The 17,993-nt window shown below is 63.5% G+C and carries 16 protein-coding genes and 1 pseudogene; 11 read left to right on the plus strand and 6 right to left on the minus strand.

Annotated features, from left to right (window positions below; translation table 11 throughout):
• Positions 1-169 precede the first annotated feature (169 nt).
• The gene (locus BAU06_RS10310; RefSeq protein ID WP_066348245.1) at positions 170-568 is read left to right on the plus strand and encodes a hypothetical protein; all 399 of its coding nucleotides are present in this window, start codon (positions 170-172) and stop codon (positions 566-568) included.
• Positions 569-1,076: 508 nt separating this feature from the next.
• Positions 1,077-3,659 carry an AAA family ATPase gene (locus BAU06_RS10315; RefSeq protein ID WP_066348247.1) on the plus strand — a complete coding sequence of 861 codons (2,583 nt, stop codon included), beginning with the start codon at positions 1,077-1,079 and terminating at the stop codon, positions 3,657-3,659.
• Between the two features lie 217 nt (positions 3,660-3,876).
• Here the strand turns inward: BAU06_RS10315 and BAU06_RS10320 are convergent, their stop codons facing one another.
• The 4 genes from BAU06_RS10320 to BAU06_RS10335 all read right to left on the minus strand — a co-directional run bounded on the left by BAU06_RS10320 (position 3,877) and on the right by BAU06_RS10335 (position 8,413).
• Complete coding sequence (locus tag BAU06_RS10320) at positions 3,877-4,992, minus strand: Bug family tripartite tricarboxylate transporter substrate binding protein (RefSeq protein WP_082993612.1); 1,116 nt, start codon at positions 4,990-4,992, stop codon at positions 3,877-3,879.
• A 553-nt stretch (positions 4,993-5,545) separates the two neighbouring features.
• Positions 5,546-5,989: a cupin domain-containing protein gene (locus tag BAU06_RS10325; RefSeq protein ID WP_066348251.1), complete on the minus strand. Its 444-nt coding sequence runs from the start codon at positions 5,987-5,989 to the stop codon at positions 5,546-5,548.
• 206 nt (positions 5,990-6,195) lie between these two features.
• On the minus strand, positions 6,196-7,440 hold the full coding sequence (locus BAU06_RS10330; protein ID WP_066348256.1) for an NAD(P)/FAD-dependent oxidoreductase: 1,245 nt from the start codon (positions 7,438-7,440) through the stop codon (positions 6,196-6,198).
• 7 nt (positions 7,441-7,447) lie between these two features.
• The gene (locus tag BAU06_RS10335; protein WP_066348260.1) at positions 7,448-8,413 is read right to left on the minus strand and encodes a tripartite tricarboxylate transporter substrate binding protein; all 966 of its coding nucleotides are present in this window, start codon (positions 8,411-8,413) and stop codon (positions 7,448-7,450) included.
• A 119-nt stretch (positions 8,414-8,532) separates the two neighbouring features.
• On the opposite strand from BAU06_RS10335, the gene BAU06_RS10340 reads away from it, so the two are divergent.
• Positions 8,533-9,426 carry a LysR family transcriptional regulator gene (locus BAU06_RS10340; RefSeq protein ID WP_231934041.1) on the plus strand — a complete coding sequence of 298 codons (894 nt, stop codon included), beginning with the start codon at positions 8,533-8,535 and terminating at the stop codon, positions 9,424-9,426.
• A 34-nt stretch (positions 9,427-9,460) separates the two neighbouring features.
• Here BAU06_RS10340 and BAU06_RS10345 read toward each other — a convergent pair.
• Positions 9,461-9,882: pseudogene (locus BAU06_RS10345) on the minus strand (cupin domain-containing protein).
• Positions 9,883-10,109: 227 nt separating this feature from the next.
• On the opposite strand from BAU06_RS10345, the gene BAU06_RS10350 reads away from it, so the two are divergent.
• The 7 genes from BAU06_RS10350 to BAU06_RS10380 are packed head-to-tail and all read left to right on the plus strand — an operon-like array spanning position 10,110 to position 16,451.
• The gene (locus BAU06_RS10350) at positions 10,110-10,943 is read left to right on the plus strand and encodes an IclR family transcriptional regulator (protein WP_231934042.1); all 834 of its coding nucleotides are present in this window, start codon (positions 10,110-10,112) and stop codon (positions 10,941-10,943) included.
• 60 nt (positions 10,944-11,003) lie between these two features.
• Positions 11,004-11,945 (plus strand): dihydrodipicolinate synthase family protein, encoded by a 942-nt coding sequence (locus BAU06_RS10355; protein ID WP_066348268.1) that lies wholly within the window; start codon positions 11,004-11,006, stop codon positions 11,943-11,945.
• 4 nt (positions 11,946-11,949) lie between these two features.
• Positions 11,950-12,627 carry an SDR family NAD(P)-dependent oxidoreductase gene (locus BAU06_RS10360; protein WP_066348271.1) on the plus strand — a complete coding sequence of 226 codons (678 nt, stop codon included), beginning with the start codon at positions 11,950-11,952 and terminating at the stop codon, positions 12,625-12,627.
• A gap of 39 nt (positions 12,628-12,666) precedes the next feature.
• Positions 12,667-13,527: an ABC transporter ATP-binding protein gene (locus tag BAU06_RS10365; RefSeq protein WP_231934043.1), complete on the plus strand. Its 861-nt coding sequence runs from the start codon at positions 12,667-12,669 to the stop codon at positions 13,525-13,527.
• Positions 13,520-14,368: an ABC transporter permease gene (locus tag BAU06_RS10370; protein ID WP_066348274.1), complete on the plus strand. Its 849-nt coding sequence runs from the start codon at positions 13,520-13,522 to the stop codon at positions 14,366-14,368. The genes BAU06_RS10365 and BAU06_RS10370 overlap by 8 nt, the downstream gene beginning before the upstream one ends.
• Before the next feature lie 24 nt (positions 14,369-14,392).
• Positions 14,393-15,466, plus strand: coding sequence for an ABC transporter substrate-binding protein (locus tag BAU06_RS10375; protein ID WP_066348276.1), 1,074 nt, complete (start codon positions 14,393-14,395; stop codon positions 15,464-15,466).
• A gap of 7 nt (positions 15,467-15,473) precedes the next feature.
• Positions 15,474-16,451, plus strand: a complete 978-nt coding sequence (locus BAU06_RS10380) for an SDR family NAD(P)-dependent oxidoreductase (protein WP_066348278.1) — start codon at positions 15,474-15,476, stop codon at positions 16,449-16,451.
• A 51-nt stretch (positions 16,452-16,502) separates the two neighbouring features.
• Here BAU06_RS10380 and BAU06_RS10385 read toward each other — a convergent pair whose 3' ends face one another.
• The gene (locus BAU06_RS10385; RefSeq protein ID WP_066348283.1) at positions 16,503-17,501 is read right to left on the minus strand and encodes a GlxA family transcriptional regulator; all 999 of its coding nucleotides are present in this window, start codon (positions 17,499-17,501) and stop codon (positions 16,503-16,505) included.
• Between the two features lie 139 nt (positions 17,502-17,640).
• Here BAU06_RS10385 and BAU06_RS10390 point away from each other — a divergent pair, with 139 nt between their 5' ends.
• Positions 17,641-17,973, plus strand: a complete 333-nt coding sequence (locus tag BAU06_RS10390; RefSeq protein WP_066348285.1) for a DUF3817 domain-containing protein — start codon at positions 17,641-17,643, stop codon at positions 17,971-17,973.
• The last annotated feature ends 20 nt before the right edge of the window (positions 17,974-17,993 follow it).

Here is a 17,993-nt window from a genome sequence, read left to right on the forward strand (position 1 = left end):
CGTTTTGAAAAACGCACGTGGCTGCGTTCGCGGGATTGAAGCTTGTGTATCTTCGTGCGTAGGATGTAACCAATTTCCTCTTTGGTGGGGTGATGGATCGGCTAGAGGGGCCGCCAATCCCGTTCCTCCGCGAAGGAATCCTCGCACATAGAGAGGCAGGAGGCGACTGTTGCGCGATTTCAATAATGACGGGCACATCACCGTCCAGGGCGACTTCACCGTCACGGACAACGCCGCCAACGATCACAAACTGTTCATTCATTGTTCAAGTGAGCACCTGTTGCTCGATCGCCCGTTTCGCCAGGAAAACATAAAGCTGGAACAAGCGAGAAAGGTCAAGCGCCTGATGCCTTTCTACACGCTCAGCGTCCTTCTACTTTGCGCCGCCGCCGGTTGGGCCACCTTTAACGGGAAGGCAGACCTTGCATCGTTTCTCCTGGGGGGCGGTTCTCTCTATCTGGGATTGTCCTCGTTGAAGCTCACGTTCGAGCCCAATGCCTTCCAGCTCGAAGAGCGTAACGCGGTCAATGAGATCAATAAGCTCTTGAAGCAGCGAAGAGTCGAGTAATGAGCGCAAACCGAGGTCCGGTTCATTGGGCGTCTTTCCCTCGCCTCGCCAATCTGGTGTGGAAATGACGATGCGTGCGCTTCTGCTGATACTGCTGGCGCTGTACTTTGCGGTACCGGCATATTCATCGAACTACCCCTGTTCCGGGAGCAAGGGCGGAGTCGACCACTGCGTGGATGGGAAGTTTCTATGCCGGGACGGTTCGTTCAGCGCGTCAAAGCGTACTTGCTCTATACCGGGCGAAAGCGGCGCCGCAGTCGCGCCAAAATCGCTCGCACCAAGTTCCGATGGAGGATGCAGTTGCCGTTCCGGCCAATACTGCACCGGTCCGCGAGGCGGGACCTTTTGTTATTCCGATAGCGGAAGGAAGTCTTATCTCAGGAGATGACGAGTAGTTGATGTGGAGCTGTCCAGTCACCGACCGAAAGCTTCGATGGAGTATGCGGTACGCGGCTGCTCACGACATACTCCTGACATTGTTTTCACATCAGGCACCCAGGGAGACAGAATGAGTCAAGTCCACGAGGAGATAAAGGCTTGGCTGCTGACGCAACCAGAGTGGCTACAAGAGGCCGCAGACAGGCTATTAAATCAGGGCCGGTTGCATGACGAGGACATTGCTGCCGTTGCAGCGCTGCTGAAAACTGACAAGGGCCAGTCGGTCACCAAGCATCGAGCCTACGCTTCGCTGATTAAGACGCCCGCGATTCCGGGCGAGCTGCGATTGATTAGCATCTCGAATGTGCAGGGCATCGAGAACCTGTCGCCCAAGGCGGCGCTCGACTTTGGGTCGGGCAATCTGGTAGTTGTCTATGGGCACAACGGTTCTGGCAAGTCCGGCTACACACGGATCCTAAAGAGAGCCGGCGGCAAGCCCCGGGCAGCGCCTCTGAAGGCGAATGTCTTTGGGGACGCGCCTGCGGTCCGGCAGTGCAAGCTTGAGTTCAAAGATGGGCAGATCACGATGGCGTCGGTCTGGAATGCTGACGACCAGGCGCTCGACGCGCTTCGAGCGATAGACATTTTTGACAGCGACGAGGCACAGCATTACCTGACCAAGGAAAGCTCTGCGGTCTACGTGCCGCCGCTTGTCTTCATGTTCGAGCAGCTTGCCGCAGCGTGTGACAGCGTCAAGGGAGCTCTCCAGACCGAGCAAGCTAAGCTGGTGAGTGGCCTGCCGGCTATGCCTGCTGAGTTCGCAGCCACCGAGCCGGCTCGCCACTACGCCGCTCTACAGCCCAACATGACGGCGGCGGATGTCGACCAGCTCACTGCGTGGACGCAGGAGCACGCCCAGCAATTGCACGATCTGACAGAGCGGCTCAAGGTAGCCGACCCTGCAGCCGTGGCAACCCAGCGCAGAGCCAGGAAGGCACAGGTTCAGCAGATTGCCTTTGCACTGAGTAAGGGAGAGGCTGCCCTGGGCGAGGCTGGAGTTCAGGCCATTCGAGCGCTGCAGACCGCTGCCAAGGAGAAGAGGCTCGTAGCAACGGAGGCCGCAAGGGTCAAATCGGCGATCCTTGACGGCGTCGGCCAGCCGACTTGGCACGCGATGTGGAGAGCCGCTCGCGAATACTCGCAACTGGCCTACCCGGAGAGGAGATTCCCTGTCACCGACAACGCGCGCTGCCTCCTTTGCCATCAAGAGCTGCATCCTGATGCTCAGCAGCGCCTCCAAGACTTCGAAGCGTTTGTTGGAAGCAAGCTCGAAGAGGAGGCGAAAGCTGCCGAAGAGACACACAGAAAAGCTGTCGCAGCGTTGCCAGTTGTGCCCACTGAGGAACAGTTGATGACTCAATGTGCAGCGGCTGCCCTCGAAGAACCCGAGTGGCTTGAGAGTCTGAAAGCCTTCTGGCACGCTGCTCGTCTAGCCAGTGAGGCGCTAGTTGTCAGGGAGGTGAACGGGCCTGCATTCCCCGCGCCCGCGGTTACCGACCTCGTTGCTCGCTTGGAGGTACGTGCGCAGGCACTTGAGGCGGAAGCGATGCAGTTGGACAAGGACGCTAAGCTCTTCGACCGCGCCAAGGCCGCCAAGGACAAGTTGGCGCTCGAAGCGCAGCTATGGGTCTATCAGCAGAAGGTCGCTGTCATCACAGAGGTCGAACGGCGCAAGGCCTGGAACGACTTTGAGACTTGGAAGGGGCTTGCCAGTCCAAGGCGAGTTTCCATGAAGGCCAGCGAGGTCGCCGAGAAGGTCATTACCGAGAGCTACGTGGACCGTTTCAATGCGGAGCTTGAGGCCCTCGGAGCCAAGCGAGTCCGCGTCGCGATAGTCAAGACCCGCACCGACAAAGGGCGAGCCCTGCATCAGGTCAAACTCACCGGGGTAAAGGGAGGGCAAGAAGAGCCGGCCGGGATCCTCAGCGAGGGTGAGCGTCGCATCATCTCCCTCGCGGCGTTCCTCGCTGACGTTACGGGCAAGCCCAACATCGCTCCCTTCGTGTTCGACGACCCTATCTCGTCGCTCGACCAGGACTTTGAGTGGACTGTAGCCAGGAGGCTGGCGGAGCTGGCGAAGACGCGCCAGGTTCTGGTGTTCACGCACCGCCTGTCCCTTTACGGGGCCCTGGAAGACACGGCACGCAAGAACGGTGATAAGTGGCGAGAAAGCAATCTGGTTCAACGCTGCATTGAGACATTCCTGGGCGCAGCCGGGCACCCCGTAGCCCAGGCGGTATGGAACTCGAAGACGGATGCCGCCAGCAATAGCTTGCTCGAGCGGTTAAGGGAAGCCAAGAAGGCTGGTGAGGCAGGCGGTAGTCACGTTTATAAGGCCCACGCCCAGGGTATTTGCACGGACTTCCGCAAGCTCCTTGAGCGTACGGTCGAAGACGACTTACTGAACACTATCGTTAAGCGGCATAGGCGGAGCGTGACGACAGACGGCAAGTTGAAGGCACTATCGGCAATCACCGCTCCTGACTGCGTGTACCTCGACACCTTGATGACCAAGTACTCTTGCTACGAGCACAGCCAGTCGACCGAGACCCCGGCGTTCATCCCTGACGAGCCAGAGCTCAAGGCAGACATTGAGACCCTCGTGCAGTGGAGGACGGACTTCCTCGCGCGGCGCAAGGCTGCTCTCGGATAAAGCAGCCACGCGATGGCGTAGCTTTGCGCGTGAAAGCACTTTCTGTTTACGTTCGCTCTGAACGACCACTATGTGACGAGTACGGCGATTGTCTATTGATGGCTCCAGCCGCGGGAGCAGGTCCTTCAAGGCAGGCATATGGATCATTCTTCGGCGAGCCTCGAGCTTGATATCGCCCTCACGCGCCCCGACAAATCGGACAAGACCCACATAGCGCTCAGTGCAGCGGCTTGATATTCCGCGAACGTAATATTGCCGTCCACCGGTCGGTTTCTTCTGCAATCAATTCCTTGAATGCCGTAGGCGTGTTGGGTTGCGGCGGTGTAGCAAAGGACATCTTCGCCATCGCATCGCGCAGCGCCGGATCCGCTAGCGCTTCGTTGATCGCCTGGTTCAGTTTCACGATTACATGAGCCGGGGTACCGGCGGGCACGACAAGCCCGCACCAAGCCCCAAGGTCGAACCCGGGTATGCCCGCGTCCTCCATGGTCGGTACATAAGGCACTTCCGGTACCCGCATACCGGACATAACGGCGATCGGCCTGAGTTTTCCAGCCTGGATGTTCGATACCGCCGAGGCAACGTCCACGATGGTTATGTCTATCCGGCCGCCCATTACGTCGGTTAACGCGGACGCGGCGCCATGATATGGGACGTGCTGCATGTCGATGTCCATGTCCTGTTGCAGCAACTCGCAGAGCAGATGCGATGTCGTCCCCACCCCATCGGACGCGCAAGTCAGAGCGCTTGGGTACGTTTTGGCCAATCGCACGAGATCCTGTACGCTTGCCATCGGGGCGTGCGTGCCAGAGACCATGATGAACGGCATCGTTGCGACCAAACCCACGGGAACCAAGTCGCGGGAGAAGTCATACTTCATGCGTTCGTACATCGTTTTGTGAATGGTGTTTGGTCGCCCGCCAAGGAAGACCGTGTAGCCGTCCGGCGGCGTACGCGCGACATACTCCGCACCGATATTGCCAGCGGCACCAGGTTTGTACTGGACAATCATTTTCTGCCCAAGGGATTCACCCATGGATTGCGCGAGCAGGCGGGCCAGCGCATCGGCACCGCCGCCGGGTGGATAGCCGATCACCAGCGTAACCGGGCGCTGCGGGTATGCCGCCTCTTGGTCGGATGCGGTCGCACCCCATGGCAAAGCAGCGCTGACCAAGGTGAGCGCCGCGATGTTTTTCCTGCTGAACTGCATCTTGCCTCCGTTCGATATTTTCGTCTGCGGGTCATGCTCGTAGTCGGTAACATGACGCGCACACAGAACGGAGCTATGTAGCGGAACAATGGGAGCCGTTCCTCGCATACTGACGTGCGGCATGGAGCGTCTAGATGTATATCCCGACGATCCATGGAAATCGCCTCGGCAGACCGGATCGGCGTCTACCTTGGCCGTGGGCGGCGCGGCACCCGGTTGCCGAGTGGGAATCGGAGCGCAACCGCCGCATCGCTGCTATTCACCGCAAGGGGAACAGGTTTGTCCTCGATGCGGCAGCGCGTGATGATTTCTGCCGATGATCGATTCCATATGGATGGGGGCAGGCCATTCACGGGGGCGCTTTCTTGTCCCGTCCGTTCGACTGCAGCAGGCGGACCGCCTGTCGTGTCCTTTTCTTCGCACACTTCACCGCATCTTTGCTTGGATCCTGACATGGTGCCCTCTTTATTCCTGAGCCTGACTAAAGGATCGGGTAAGTGGCAATCGCACACGCGGCATTGCTTGCAATAGAAGGGAAAGCGTTCCAATACTTTTCTGATGGCCGCTCCGATGCGCCGATGGGGCTTACCACGGATATGACCCTGATGGCATCCGCGCCGAAACATGATTCCGGCGCCAAGGGATCACGCGACGAGGATTGCCGGTTTTCTTTCCCTCACCTGGGCGCCGCCGGCACTAGTCCGTATCGGGACATCACTTCCATCAGCTTCGCCCGATCCGGCGGGCCGCCGGCACTCACGACGTCGCGGACATCGCGGAAGTATTGGGGGCCGATGTCGGGTGTCAATATGATCAATGCTCGCGCTGTTTCGGCGTGCGGGTTGCTGAACTGGTGCACCGACCCGGGCGGCGTATGCATCCATTCGCCTGGTTTGAGATCGCGCTCGACACCATCTACCGAGTATCGGAGCACGCCCTCCAGCACATACGCGCATTCTTCGTTATGCGTGTGGCTGTGGGCTGGCGGCACTTTTGAGCCTGGCGCGACGGTCAGCTCGAAAACGCCGAGGCCGCCGGTGGCGGTGCCGTCGATCAGGTATCGGATGGCCAATTGACCGATGTGGATCGCGTCATCGGTGGGCATGTTGGTATCAGTCATGGTGAATCCCCCGCACTCGCCTGCACAGAGTAGTGGCCGTCACGCTTGAGACGAGCGGCCGAAATCCCTTCCGCGAGCATATGCCAAGCGTCATGGGAATGCATAGCGCCACGACGGTCGGCGCCCCGAATCTTGCGAATTCTCCCCCTGGCATCGTCAGAGCGGCGGCATTACAAGGCCGCCCGGTCCGGATAGCCCCGCGCTGATCAGCAAAAGCGGGTCGGCGAAAATCCGCCTATATCGATAGACGGCGCTTCGCCCCGGATAATCTCGGCAATCGTCTTCCCCATGACCGGCCCGGCGGTCATGCCGAAATGCGAGTTCCCGAACGCAAAATACGCATTGCCGTATCCCGGCGCCCGCCCCAGCACCGGCAAGCCATCCGGCAAAGTAGGGCGGTCGCCAGCCCATCGGGTGACACTCGCCATGCTCAACGTCGGAAACATCCGGCGCGCCTGTTTCTCAAGCAGCGCCGTACGCTTCCAGTTGGGCGGTGCATCGAAGCCGGCGTATTCGACGGTGCCGGCCAATCGCAGGCCCATATTCATCGGCGCGACGGCGAATTTGGCATCGACGTTCGTCACCGGGATGCGCGGCATGCTCTCCGGCTCTGAAATAGTGATGTGGTAGCCGCGCTCGGGCTCGATCGGCACCGGCGCGTCCAACATGCGCGCCAGCTGGCCGGACGTCGCGCCGGCGGCGACCAGGACGCGCTCCACCGGGCGAGGCTGCCCGTCGACCATTACGGCCCTGACCCGCCCGGCGTCTCGCTCGAATCCTGTGACCATGCCACGCACGATAACCGCGCCGTGGCGCTGGGCCTCCTCGGCCAGCAGCCGTACAAGCTGGTGCGGATTACGGACGCGGCCGTTGTCGGGCAGGAGCATGCCGCTGGCGAAGATAGGCGCCAGCGTCGGCTCCACCTGGCGAATCTCGTCCTTGCTTAGCACGACCGTCTTGACGCCTGCCGCCTCGCGCATGAACTGGGTCAGCAAAGATCCCTGAGCGCCGTGTGGCCGTTCCGAGACGTACAGCTGGCCACAGCGTTCGATCAGCCCTTCGGCCGGCGTGCCGCGCGTCAATGCGTCGTAGGCTTCGAAGGTTCCTGCATGCAGCACCCGCATGGCGCGCGAGGTTTTCAGTGCTTCTTCCGTGCTGCTGTGGCGCGCCAGCTTTATCAGCCAGGGCGCCACTTTGGGAAAGTAGCCGGCCCGCACGACGAGCGGGCCTTCCGGATCCAGCAGCCAGCCCGGCGCCTGCCGGATAACGCCCGGGATGGTGTAGGGCACGACGGCCCCCGGGCTGATGTTGCCGGCGTTGCCGAAGCTCGCTCCCTCTCCGACCGCGCCGCGGTCGATCAGGGTTACGGAGAATCCTGACCGCTGCAACCACAGCGCGGATGCGACGCCGACGATGCCCGCGCCAATGATGGTGATCTGACCGGAGGTCATGCGTTGCTCACTTTGCCTCGATGTGACGTTCGCGGATAAGCGTGGAGAACTTCTGTTCCTCGCGCTTGATGTACGCCGTGACCTCGCTGGGCGACTTGGTGCCGTCGGGCTCCATCCCCATCTGGATCATCTGGTCGCGTATGGCGGGGGTCGCCAGGACCTCGCGCAGCGCGCCATTCAGCTTGGTCACGATGGCCGCGGGCGTGCCGGCGGGCGCCAGGATGGCTTCCCAGGTCACCACGTCGAAACCGGTCACGCCGGCCTCGGCGATGGTGGGGACATCCGGCATGCCGGTGGCCCGCTTGCTGCCCGATACGGCCAGCGCGCGAACCTTGCCGCCCTTGACCAGGCTGGCGGCCGAGCCGATGCCCGGCATCATCATCGTGACCTGGCCGCCCATGACATCGGCCAGGGCCGGGGCGCTGCCTTTGTACGGCACGTGGACCATCTCGGTGCCGGTCATGGCAAGCAGCTGCTCCGAGGCCAGATGTGCCGCGCTGCCCAGGCCGAAGCTGGCGTAGCTGAGTTTGCCCGGCTGCTTCTTGGCAAGGTCGATGAGTTCGCCGACGGATTTGGCGGGCACGTCCAGGTTGGAGACCAGCAGCAAGGGGATGGTGTCGACCAGGGCGACGGGCGCGAAGTCCCGGTCGGAGTCGTAGCTGAGCTTCTGCAAGGACGGATTGATGGCAAAGGACGCGGAGGTAAACAGCAGGGTGTAGCCGTCCGCCGGCTGGCTGGCGACGTATTGGGTGGCGATGATGGTGTTGGCGCCGGGCCGGTTCTCCACCACGATGGGCTGGCCCAGCCTGGTGCCCAGGGCCGTCGCGAGCAGGCGCGCGGTGGTGTCGGAGCCCCCACCTGGGGAAAACCCGACGACAAGCTTTATCGGCCGGTCGGGATAGGACTGCGCTTGCGCGCTAGCGCTGCCGACCAGTGCGCACATGCCTAAGGCCGCGATTGCGGTTTTGATCATTGAATTCCCCTTGTGCGTGGATTTTCCCGGCGCCGGATGGCGTCCTCCAGCGATCATGAGCGCAGCGCGGGGATCGGACAATTCGAATTTGCCATCCTGCTTATGTTCAAATGCTATATATGCGAGCCACACTGAACTTAAGGCAGGTCGAGGCGTTCTACTCGGTCATGCAGACGGGAACGGTCGTCGCGGCGGCACGTTTGATGAACGTGACCCAGCCTGTGGTGAGCCGGGCGATCGCGCTACTCGAAATGCGGGTGGGCTATAAGCTTTTCGAACGCCACGGCCGGCGGCTCAGTCCGACGCCGGACGCGGAGGTCCTCTATCGCGAGATCGAGCCGATCTACGGCGGGCTGGACCGGATCGCAGAGGTCGCGGAAGACATCCGGCTTCAGCGCGCCGGGGCTGTCCGCATCGCGACGATGCCGGCGCTGTCCCATGGGCTGGTCGCGCGGGCGATAGCCGCATTCCTGGCCCCGCGTCCGCACGTGACGGCCTTCGTGCAGAGCATGCCGTCCCGCCAGGTGGCGGAGGCCGTGGCCACACGCCAGTATGACGTCGGGCTGGTGGAGCAGCCGCTGTCCCGCTCGGCGATTGCCATCGAGCCGCTGGCGCCGGCGCCCGCGATGGCGGTTATGCCGGTCGGACACAGGCTGGCGCGCAAGCGCAAGGTCTCTGTGGCGGATCTGGTGGGCGAACGGCTGATATTGCTTTCACAGCATGGTTTTCTGCGGTTCCAGATCGATGACGCGTTCTCCAGGCGCGGCGCGGCGGCGCATGTCGTGCTGGAAACGCCCAACTCATTGCTGGCCTGCGCGTTGGTGGCGGCGGGGGCGGGCATGACGATAGTCTCGAAGTGGTCCGCCGAATCCTTTATCGGGCCGCGCGTGGTGGCGAAGCCCATGGAGGAAACCCTGACTTCGCAAGCCGCGCTTATCTTTCCGGCGCCGGGCGCACGCCTGTCGCTGGCCGAGGCGTTCGCCGATGCATTGCGGCAAGAGGCCAGGCGTTGACGATACGCAGGCATCCAGTTGGCTTGCTGTTCGGCTAGATCCACTGGTCGTTGGCGACGGTCAAGGAGCTCGGCGTCGTATCGCCCGTGTTGACCACGCCGCGCGGCTCGATCAGCAGCTTCACTTCGCCTATCGCGCGGGGCCTGTGTGCGACGCCCTTGGGGACGACGGCCATCTGCCCGGCTCGCAAGACGATGGGGGAAGGGCCGGATTCGCCACGCAATTCGATCCGCAGTTCGCCATCCAGACGATGAAGGTCTCGTCGGTATCGGCGTGCGCGTGCCAGATGAAGTCGCCCGCGAGTTTCACGACCTTGAACTGGTAGTCGTTCATCTCCGCGACGACACGGGGTTGCCAGTGGCCGTCGATCAGCGCGATCTTTTCGATAAGGTCTATCGTTCGGCCCTGGCCGCGGGAGGCCGGGGCGCCAGTGGCCTGTCGGGGATTCGGATTCATCGTCACTTCTGTTGCTAAGGGAATGGGACGTGTGTTTTCCCGGCGACCGGGGGTTAGTCCCTATGTCGCCTCGTATTCCTGCCCACTAGACTTTTAACTATATAAATAAGAGTTCGCATTCCGAATTTTCTGAAACCGTCGAGCCGTCCGCTCGATTTTTATGGCGACAGAAATAAATAAAAATTCGTATTCCGAACTACGGACCGCGAACTCACGATCCAGGAGACATGATGGCGACGCAGGACAAGCCGGATCCCGCAGAGGCCAAGAACCTCGTGCAATCCCTGGCGAAAGGCTTCCGGATTCTGGAGGCGTTTACCTCCCAGGAGCCGGAGCTGACCATGGCCGACGTGGCCAGGCGCGCGGGCGTGGATAACGCCACGGCCTTTCGCTTTCTGAATACCCTCGTGGCCATCGGCTACGTGCAGCGGGTTCCCGGTACGCGCAAGTTCCGCCTTTCTTTGAAGGTGCTGGACCTGGGTTTCCATGCCATCGCGCGATCCGACCTGCGCGCACGGGCGCGCCCCATCCTGCGCGGGCTGGTCGGTGAAGTGAATGAAGCCGCATCGGTCGGCGTACTCGACGGCGCCGACGTGATGTATGCCGAACGGGTACAGGCGGGTCTCACGCGCCTGGCGGTCGAGATCCGTATCGGCAGCCGCGTGCCGGCGTATTCCAGCGCGGTGGGGCAGGCCATCCTGGCATGGTCGGACGACGACACGCGGATGGAGGTCCTGCAGGCGCGCCCGCTGAAGGCGCTGACCGCCACCACCATTACCGACATCGATACCTTGCTCGCGCGCCTGGATGCGATCCGCGAACTGGGGTACGCGGTCTCGGACCAGGAGACCGTGGCCGGCCTGTACGTGGTGGCCGCGCCCGTGTTCGACCAGGACGGCGTGCCGGTAGCGGCCCTGAGCGTAGCGGCGCCGGCCATCCGCACCACGCTGGCGGATTTTGTCCAGTCCACGGCGCAGCCCGTCGTACAGGCTGCGAACGAACTCTCGAAAGCCCTGACCACCACCGGAAGTTTCGCGCCGCACCGGCTGGCCGGCGAATAGGACTTCACCACTTCGGCGCCGCGCCGCGCAGGCGCAGCCCTATCCCCGCAGGAGAGCACTTTGGCAACGATCGACTATCACGGCATCATTCCCGCCATTGCCGTCCCTTTCAACAAGGACTACAGCATCAACGAGCCCAATCTGCGCCAGTTCGCGCAGTGGCTGGGCAGGCAGCCCGGCATCTCGGCATTGATGACCAACGGCCATACCGGCGAGGTGTTTTCCCTGACCCCGCGCGAACGCGCGGAAGTGACGCGCATCACCGCCGAAGCGGTGAAAGGCATCTGCCCCGTCGTCTCGTCGGTGGTCTGCGAGGGCATCAACGACGCGGTCGAGCAGGCCGGCTGGGCGAAGGAGGCGGGCGCCGACGCGCTGGACATCATGCCGCCGCATCACTGGCTGCGGTTCGGCTTCAAGCCCGAGCATTGCCTGGACTACTTCAATGCCATCGGCGAAGCGACCAGGCTGCCACTGATCGTGCACATCTATCCCGCATGGACGCGGGGCTCGTATTCCACCGACCTGCTCGCACAACTGGCGCGCATGCCGCATGTCGCCGCGTTCAAAATGGGCGAGCGCGAGATGAACAAGTACGCGCGCGACATCAAGGCAATACGCGAGGCCGATCCGACCAAGGCCTTGTTGACCTGCCACGACGAGTACCTGCTGGCCTCCATGGTGCAGGGCATCGATGGCGCGCTGGTGGGCTTTGCGTCGCTGGTGCCCGGCTTGATCCATGACCTGCTGACGGCGGTAAAGAAGGGCGACCTGAAAGAAGCCATGTACGTCCAGAGCCTGATTACGCCGCTGAAGGACGCCGTCTATGGCAGCGGCGAGCCGACCGGCGAGGCGCACGGCCGGATGAAGGCGGCCATGGCCATGGCCGGCATCATCGCCGACGGTACGGTGCGCCCGCCGACGCACGCGCCCGGCAAACAGGAATTGCAGGCGATCGAGGACGCCTTGCGCCACGCCAACCTGCTGAAGAAGTCGGCGGCGTAAGCGCATGGGCAAGCATGCGGTCGTCTCCGGCACGAGCTCGGGAATCGGCCTGGCGACCGCCGGTCGCTTGCTGGCCGATGGCTGGACGGTGACGGGGCTGGACCTGGCGCCGCCGGCGCTGGATCACGCGGCCTTTCGTGCCGTCACGTGCGACCTGTGCGATGCGCCGCGATTGAAGGCGGCCGTGGCGGCGCTGGACGACGCCGACGCCATGATCCATTGCGCCGGCTATATGAAGACCGCGCCGCTGGGTGCCCTGGACGCGGAAGACGGCCTGGGGATGTGGCGCGTCCACATCCTGGCTGCGCAGATCATGGCCGATGCGCTCATGCCCAGGATGCCGGATGGCGGCAGGGTGGTGTTGATCGGCAGCCGCACGGCCAGTGGCGCCGCGGGACGCAGCCAATATGCCGCCTGCAAGTCCGCGATGACGGGCATGGCGCGGTCCTGGGCCCTGGAGGTCGTCAGTCGGCGGATCGCCGTCAATATCGTTTCGCCCGCGGCGACGCGGACCGCCATGCTGGACGATCCCGCGCGCGGGACCGCGCCCCCGGTCCGGCCGCCCATGGGCCGGTTCATCCAGGCCGAGGAAGTCGCGGGGCTGGTGGCGTTCCTGCTTTCGCCAGCGGCGGCCGCCATAACAGGTCAGAACATCGTGATGTGCGCCGGCGCCTCGCTATAGCGCCGGCGCCGGTACGGTGGAATTTGGAGGAGTACAGACATGAGGAATGCAATGGCGATAGCGCCATCGACGGCCGGACCGGACACGCCGCCGCTGAAGGTCGTGGACGGCGCCGCCGTGCCGCGGACCGAGCTGATCCGCATCCAGAACGTATCGAAGACCTATGTGACCGCATCCGGCGACACGGTGCACGCCGTCGACAGCGTGGATATGTCCATCGGCGACGGCGAGTTCGTGTGCATCGTCGGTCCGTCGGGCTGCGGCAAAAGCACTTTGCTGCGCATGCTGGCCGGCCTGGATACCTGCGACGGCGGCACGCTGACCTTGGGCGGCGTGGAGGTGACCGGACCTTCGGGAGAAGTGGGGGTGGTATTCCAGGCCGCCAATCTGCTGCCCTGGATCACGGTACGGGAAAACGTCGCCTTGCCCTTGCGCGTCGGCGGCAGGCGCGAGTCGGCCGAACAGCGCATCACCGATCTGCTCGCGGTGGCCGGGCTCAAGGACTTCGGCGGCCGGTATCCGTATGAGCTGTCGGGCGGGATGCAGCAGCGGGCCGGGATCTGCCGTGCGTTGGCGCGCGATCCGAAGATCCTGCTGATGGACGAGCCCTTCGGCGCCTTGGACGCCTTGACCCGCGAACGCATGAACGCGGAGCTGCAGCGCATCTGGCAGGCCAATGCCAAGACGGTGGTGCTGATCACGCACAGCATATCCGAGGCGATTTTCCTGGCCGACCGCGTGGTGGTGATGTCGGCACGGCCAGGCCGGGTCTTGCGGGAGATCGAGGTGCCCATCCCGCGTCCGCGGACCTTCGACTCCATCGTCAGCCATCCGGAGTACGCGCGGCTGGCGCGGGAGATCCGCGCCTTGTTGAACGAGCAGGAGAGCACTCATGAGTAATGCAGCCTTACAACCCGTGTCCGCGGAGGCGGTGCGCGCCGTGTCGCCGGCCCGGCGCGGCAAGCGTGCGCTGGACGGATCGGCGATCGCGGTGGCCGGCTTCGTGGCGCTGATCGCGATATGGTTCTTGAGCGTGCGTTTCCTGCACATCCCGTCCTACATCCTGCCCGATCCGATGAAGGTGCTGCACGCGCTGTGGGCGGGGCTCGCGGTCGATCCGACCAGCAGCACGGGTTTCTACCGCCCCTTGTGGAGCACATTGAGCAATGCCGCCCTGGGGTTCGCGATCGGCTCCGCGCTGGGCCTGGTGCTGGGCTCCCTGATGGCGGAAAGCAAGGTCGTCGAGAAGCTGGTAATGCCCTATGCCTTCGCGCTGCAAAGCCTGCCCAAGGTGGCGATCGCGCCATTAATCGTCATCTGGCTGGGCTTCGGCGACAGCAGCAAGATCGCCATCGCGGCGCTGCTGGCTTTCTTTCCGCTGCTGATCAATAGCTTTACCGGCCTGCGCGCCACCGAACCCGAACGTATCGACCTGATGCGCTCGCTGTCCGCGACGCGCTTCGAGATCTACCGCATCGTCAAGCTGCCCAATGCCGCGCCCTTCATCTTCGCAGGCCTGGACATGGCGGTGGTGTACGCGCTGCTGGGCGCGATCGTGGCGGAGTTCCTGGGCGCGCAGCAGGGCATGGGCGTCGCGATCACGCAGGCGCAATCGGTATCGGATGTGGCGGGCGTCTTCGCCCTGCTGATCATCCTGGGGGTGACGGGCGTGCTGTTGCATGGCGCGGTGAACCGGATAGAGCGTCGCGTGGTCCATTGGGCGCGCCGGAACAGTCGATAAGAATCCATACGGAGGAGACAAAAAATGCAGATATCACGTAGAGACTGGATGCTGGCGACGAGCGCCTTTGGCGCGGCCCTGGCCCTGGCGCCCAAGCGGCTGCTGGCCGCCGACCTGAAGCCGGTTCGCTTCGGCATCGGGCAGAAAGCGATGGCGCCCAATGTCATCAACTGCGTCATCGGCGAGGTGCTGGGCTTCAACAAGCAAGAGGGCCTGACCGTGCGGCCCCAAGCGCTGGGCGGCAATTCCAACGTCCAGGTAGCCGTCGACCGCGGGGACGTCGACATCGGCATAGGCGTGCCGTCTTTCGGCCTGCCCTTGCTGGCCAAGGGGGAATGGAATTCCTCGCTGAACTACTACGAGTACACCTATCCGTACAAATGGGACATCGTCGTCAAGCCGGGGTCGGAGATCAAGTCCTACCAGGACCTGAAAGGCAGGAAGATCGGCGTGTCGGATTTCGCGGCCACGGACTATCCGGTGACCAAGAATGTGCTGAAAAGCCTGGGCATCGATCCGGAGAAAGACGTGAAGTTCGTTGCCGTGGGCAACGGCGTGCCGGCGGGCGTCGCGCTGGAACGCGGCGCGATCGACGCGCTGTCTTATTACGATACGGGCTTCGGCCAGATCGAAGCGGCCGGTATCGCCATATCCTTCCTGCCGCGTCCCGACAAACTGCCCATGGTGGGCGGGCAGTTCCTGATGGCGCGCAAGGAAACGTTCCAGTCGCAGCGCGACATGCTGGTCGGGTATGGGCGGTCGGTGTGCAAGGCGTCGCAATTCGTGCTGGCCGATCCGGACGCCGGGGCGCGCGCCTTCCTGGCCATGTACCCGGAAACGGCGCCGCGCGGCAGCGGCAAGGCGGAGGCCGTCAAATCCATCCTGAACGCCATCAGCCGCCGGATCAAGCTGTACAACCCGCCGTATCCCGACACTAAAATGGGCGCGATCAACGAAACCGAGTTCCAGCAAGAGGCAGCGCTCAACCAGCTGGATATCAAGGATTTCAAGGCCTTCTATACGAACGCCTTGATCGACGACATCAACAACTTCGACGTGGGCAAGATCAAGGCCATGGCAAGCGCCTATAAAGGATGACAGGCGCATGATGGCGAGCGACGACAAAGAGGCCGGGACCACCCCGGCTTTGGACTGCGATGCGGATATCTTCGGCTTGCGCGGCCGCGCCGTGCTGGTCACCGGCGCGGCTTCGGGGCTTGGGGCCGCGACGGCCCGGCTTTTCGCGGAACAGGGTGCGCGTGTCTTGCTGGCGGATATCGCGCCGGGGCTCGACATGCAGGCCCGTTCCTTGTCGGAACAGGGACATGACGCGGTGTCGCTGCGATTGGACGTGTCCAGCGTGGCGCAATGGCGGGCCGCGGCCGACCGCGTGAAGTCGCTGTACGGGAAACTGGATGTGCTGGTGAACAACGCCGGCATCATCGCGCGGGACGGTCTGGCGACGCCCCTGGACACCTGGAATCGCGTGATGGCGGTCAATGTGACCGGTGCGTTTCTCGGCATCCAGGCCATGTCGCCGCTGATGCCGGACGGTGGCACCAGTGCGATCGTCAACGTGTCGTCGACCGCGGGCCTGATATCCCATACGGACACGTCGTATACCACCAGCAAATGGGCATTGCGCGGCTTGACGAAAGCCGTCTCCCTGGAATTGGTCCCGCGCGGCATACGGGTGAATTCCGTTCATCCCGCCACGATCGCGACCGCCTTGACCGACGCCGCGCCCCCCGGCCATATCGAGGCGAATCGCCATGCGATCCCCATGGGCCGGGAAGCGACCGCCCGCGAGGTCGCGCAGGTCATCGTGTTCCTGGCTTCCAGGCTATCGACATTCATGACCGGTACGGAGGTCGCCGTCGACGGCGGCCTGAGCACCTCTGGGGTCGCGTGGATGCGGCGTGCCTTCCAGCAGGCTTTGGCCGGGCCGGTCCCCGACGTGCGCCGCGAGTTCGACGAGCGGCTGTCGGCGCTGGACGCGTCCGATGCGGGCGATCGCCTTCGTGCCGTGATGACAGGCCCCGCAACGCTCAACGGTAGAGTGAAAGCCGGATCCACGGATTGATGTCCGCGCCTGTCCTATATGTCGTGGCGGGGCATGGGGCCCGCAGGAGGTCTATCGCCGGGCGCGTGCTGAATGAAACCTTGCGCTCGTGGTTGAACCCGGGCCCCCAAAGCGCCGGCGATATTCGGAAGGCGTGACACCGACCAGGCGCCGGAAGCGCGCGCGGAACGTGACGGGCGAGTCGAAGCCCGCGGCGGCCGCAATCCTGTCCACGGACAGATCGCAGCTTTGCAGCAATTCCTGGGCGCGGCGCACCCGGTTGGCGATCAACCATTGGATGGGCGTCGTTCCGGTCTGCTCGCGGAACCGGCGCGCGAAGGTGCGGGGGCTCATCGCGGCCCGCGCCGCCAATGCGTCGATATCCACCGATTGGTCGAGGTTCTTCGACAGCCAATCCAGCAGCGGGGACAGGCTGTCGGCGGAAGCGAGCGGCGCCTGCCGGATATAGGGAGCCTGGCCGCCGTCCCGTTGCAGCGGCGCGACCGCCATCCGGGCCGATTGCGCCGCCACGGCCTGGCCGTGATCGCGGCCGACCAGGTAAAGGCACATGTCCAGGCCCGCGGAGGAACCCGCGGAGGTGACGATGGTCCCCTCGTCGACATACAAGACGTTGGCGTCGACCGTGACGCGCGGGAATCGCCGCGCGAGTTCGCCGGCCGCCGCCCAATGGGTCGTTGCGCGCTTGCCGTCCAGAAGCCCGCAGGCCGCGAGCACGAAGGCGCCGGTACAGATCGACGCGATCGCCGCGCCCCGTGCGTGGGCGGATCGAAGGGCGCGTTGTACGGCGCGAGAGGGCGGCTGGGCGATGTCCTCGATGCCGGGAACGACGATGATGTCGACGCGGTCGAGCGCCGCCAGGCGCGCGGGCGGTTGCAGCGTGAACGCGCCGGCATTGACACGCGCGGCTTCTCCGCAGACGTGTACCTGATACGCCGCCCGGCCGTCCGCAAGCAGCGTGCGCGAGAACACATCGCAGGCTACCCCCAGATCGAAGGGGATCACGCCATCCAGGGCCAGGACACCGACTTTCTTGCGAGGGGATTTCTTCATTGCCTGGCCCGTTTCCAATGCATCGCGGTGGATCTTACCAAGGATGGCAGTATCAGATCGATCTTTGTCGTTTCTGCCACTCACGGCCGCGTTGTCGGCGGCGGTATAAATCCTTCCGTTTCAGTGGAGTCCTACCGCGATGTCCAAAACAACGGCCTTGTCGACCCAAATCCGAACGATAAAAGTCGTATCCTTCGCCGAAGGCACGACGCTACTCCTGCTCGTGGCGATAGCCGTGCCGCTGAAATATGCCTTTGGATGGCCCGACGCCGTGCAAGTCATGGGGCCTGTCCATGGCATGGCGTTTCTGTGCTACGTGTGGATCGTTGCGCAGACGGCGAGCGAGTCCAACTGGCGCAGGGCAGACGCGATCCGGGCGATTGCCCTTGCCTTTGTTCCGTTCGGCGCGTTCGCCAATGCGCGCTTCATGGCCCGCAAGCTGAACGAGACCCTTCCGGAGGCGGCTGGATGAATATGGCGGCGCCGGCCGGG

This window comes from Bordetella bronchialis, from assembly GCF_001676705.1.
Lineage (GTDB): Bacteria > Pseudomonadota > Gammaproteobacteria > Burkholderiales > Burkholderiaceae_B > Bordetella_C > Bordetella_C bronchialis.

Excerpts from the sequence above, each read along its gene's own strand:
- BAU06_RS10315 (WP_066348247.1), top strand. The coding sequence starts at position 1,077 with ATGAGTCAAGTCCACGAGGAGATAAAGGCTTGGCTGCTGACGCAACCA.
- BAU06_RS10320 (WP_082993612.1), bottom strand. The coding sequence starts at position 4,992 with ATGCCGCACGTCAGTATGCGAGGAACGGCTCCCATTGTTCCGCTACAT.
- BAU06_RS10325 (WP_066348251.1), bottom strand. The coding sequence starts at position 5,989 with ATGACTGATACCAACATGCCCACCGATGACGCGATCCACATCGGTCAA.
- BAU06_RS10330 (WP_066348256.1), bottom strand. The coding sequence starts at position 7,440 with ATGACCTCCGGTCAGATCACCATCATTGGCGCGGGCATCGTCGGCGTC.
- BAU06_RS10335 (WP_066348260.1), bottom strand. The coding sequence starts at position 8,413 with ATGATCAAAACCGCAATCGCGGCCTTAGGCATGTGCGCACTGGTCGGC.
- BAU06_RS10340 (WP_231934041.1), top strand. The coding sequence starts at position 8,533 with ATGCGAGCCACACTGAACTTAAGGCAGGTCGAGGCGTTCTACTCGGTC.
- BAU06_RS10350 (WP_231934042.1), top strand. The coding sequence starts at position 10,110 with ATGATGGCGACGCAGGACAAGCCGGATCCCGCAGAGGCCAAGAACCTC.
- BAU06_RS10360 (WP_066348271.1), top strand. The coding sequence starts at position 11,950 with ATGGGCAAGCATGCGGTCGTCTCCGGCACGAGCTCGGGAATCGGCCTG.
- BAU06_RS10365 (WP_231934043.1), top strand. The coding sequence starts at position 12,667 with ATGAGGAATGCAATGGCGATAGCGCCATCGACGGCCGGACCGGACACG.
- BAU06_RS10370 (WP_066348274.1), top strand. The coding sequence starts at position 13,520 with ATGAGTAATGCAGCCTTACAACCCGTGTCCGCGGAGGCGGTGCGCGCC.
- BAU06_RS10375 (WP_066348276.1), top strand. The coding sequence starts at position 14,393 with ATGCAGATATCACGTAGAGACTGGATGCTGGCGACGAGCGCCTTTGGC.
- BAU06_RS10380 (WP_066348278.1), top strand. The coding sequence starts at position 15,474 with ATGATGGCGAGCGACGACAAAGAGGCCGGGACCACCCCGGCTTTGGAC.
- BAU06_RS10385 (WP_066348283.1), bottom strand. The coding sequence starts at position 17,501 with ATGAAGAAATCCCCTCGCAAGAAAGTCGGTGTCCTGGCCCTGGATGGC.
- BAU06_RS10390 (WP_066348285.1), top strand. The coding sequence starts at position 17,641 with ATGTCCAAAACAACGGCCTTGTCGACCCAAATCCGAACGATAAAAGTC.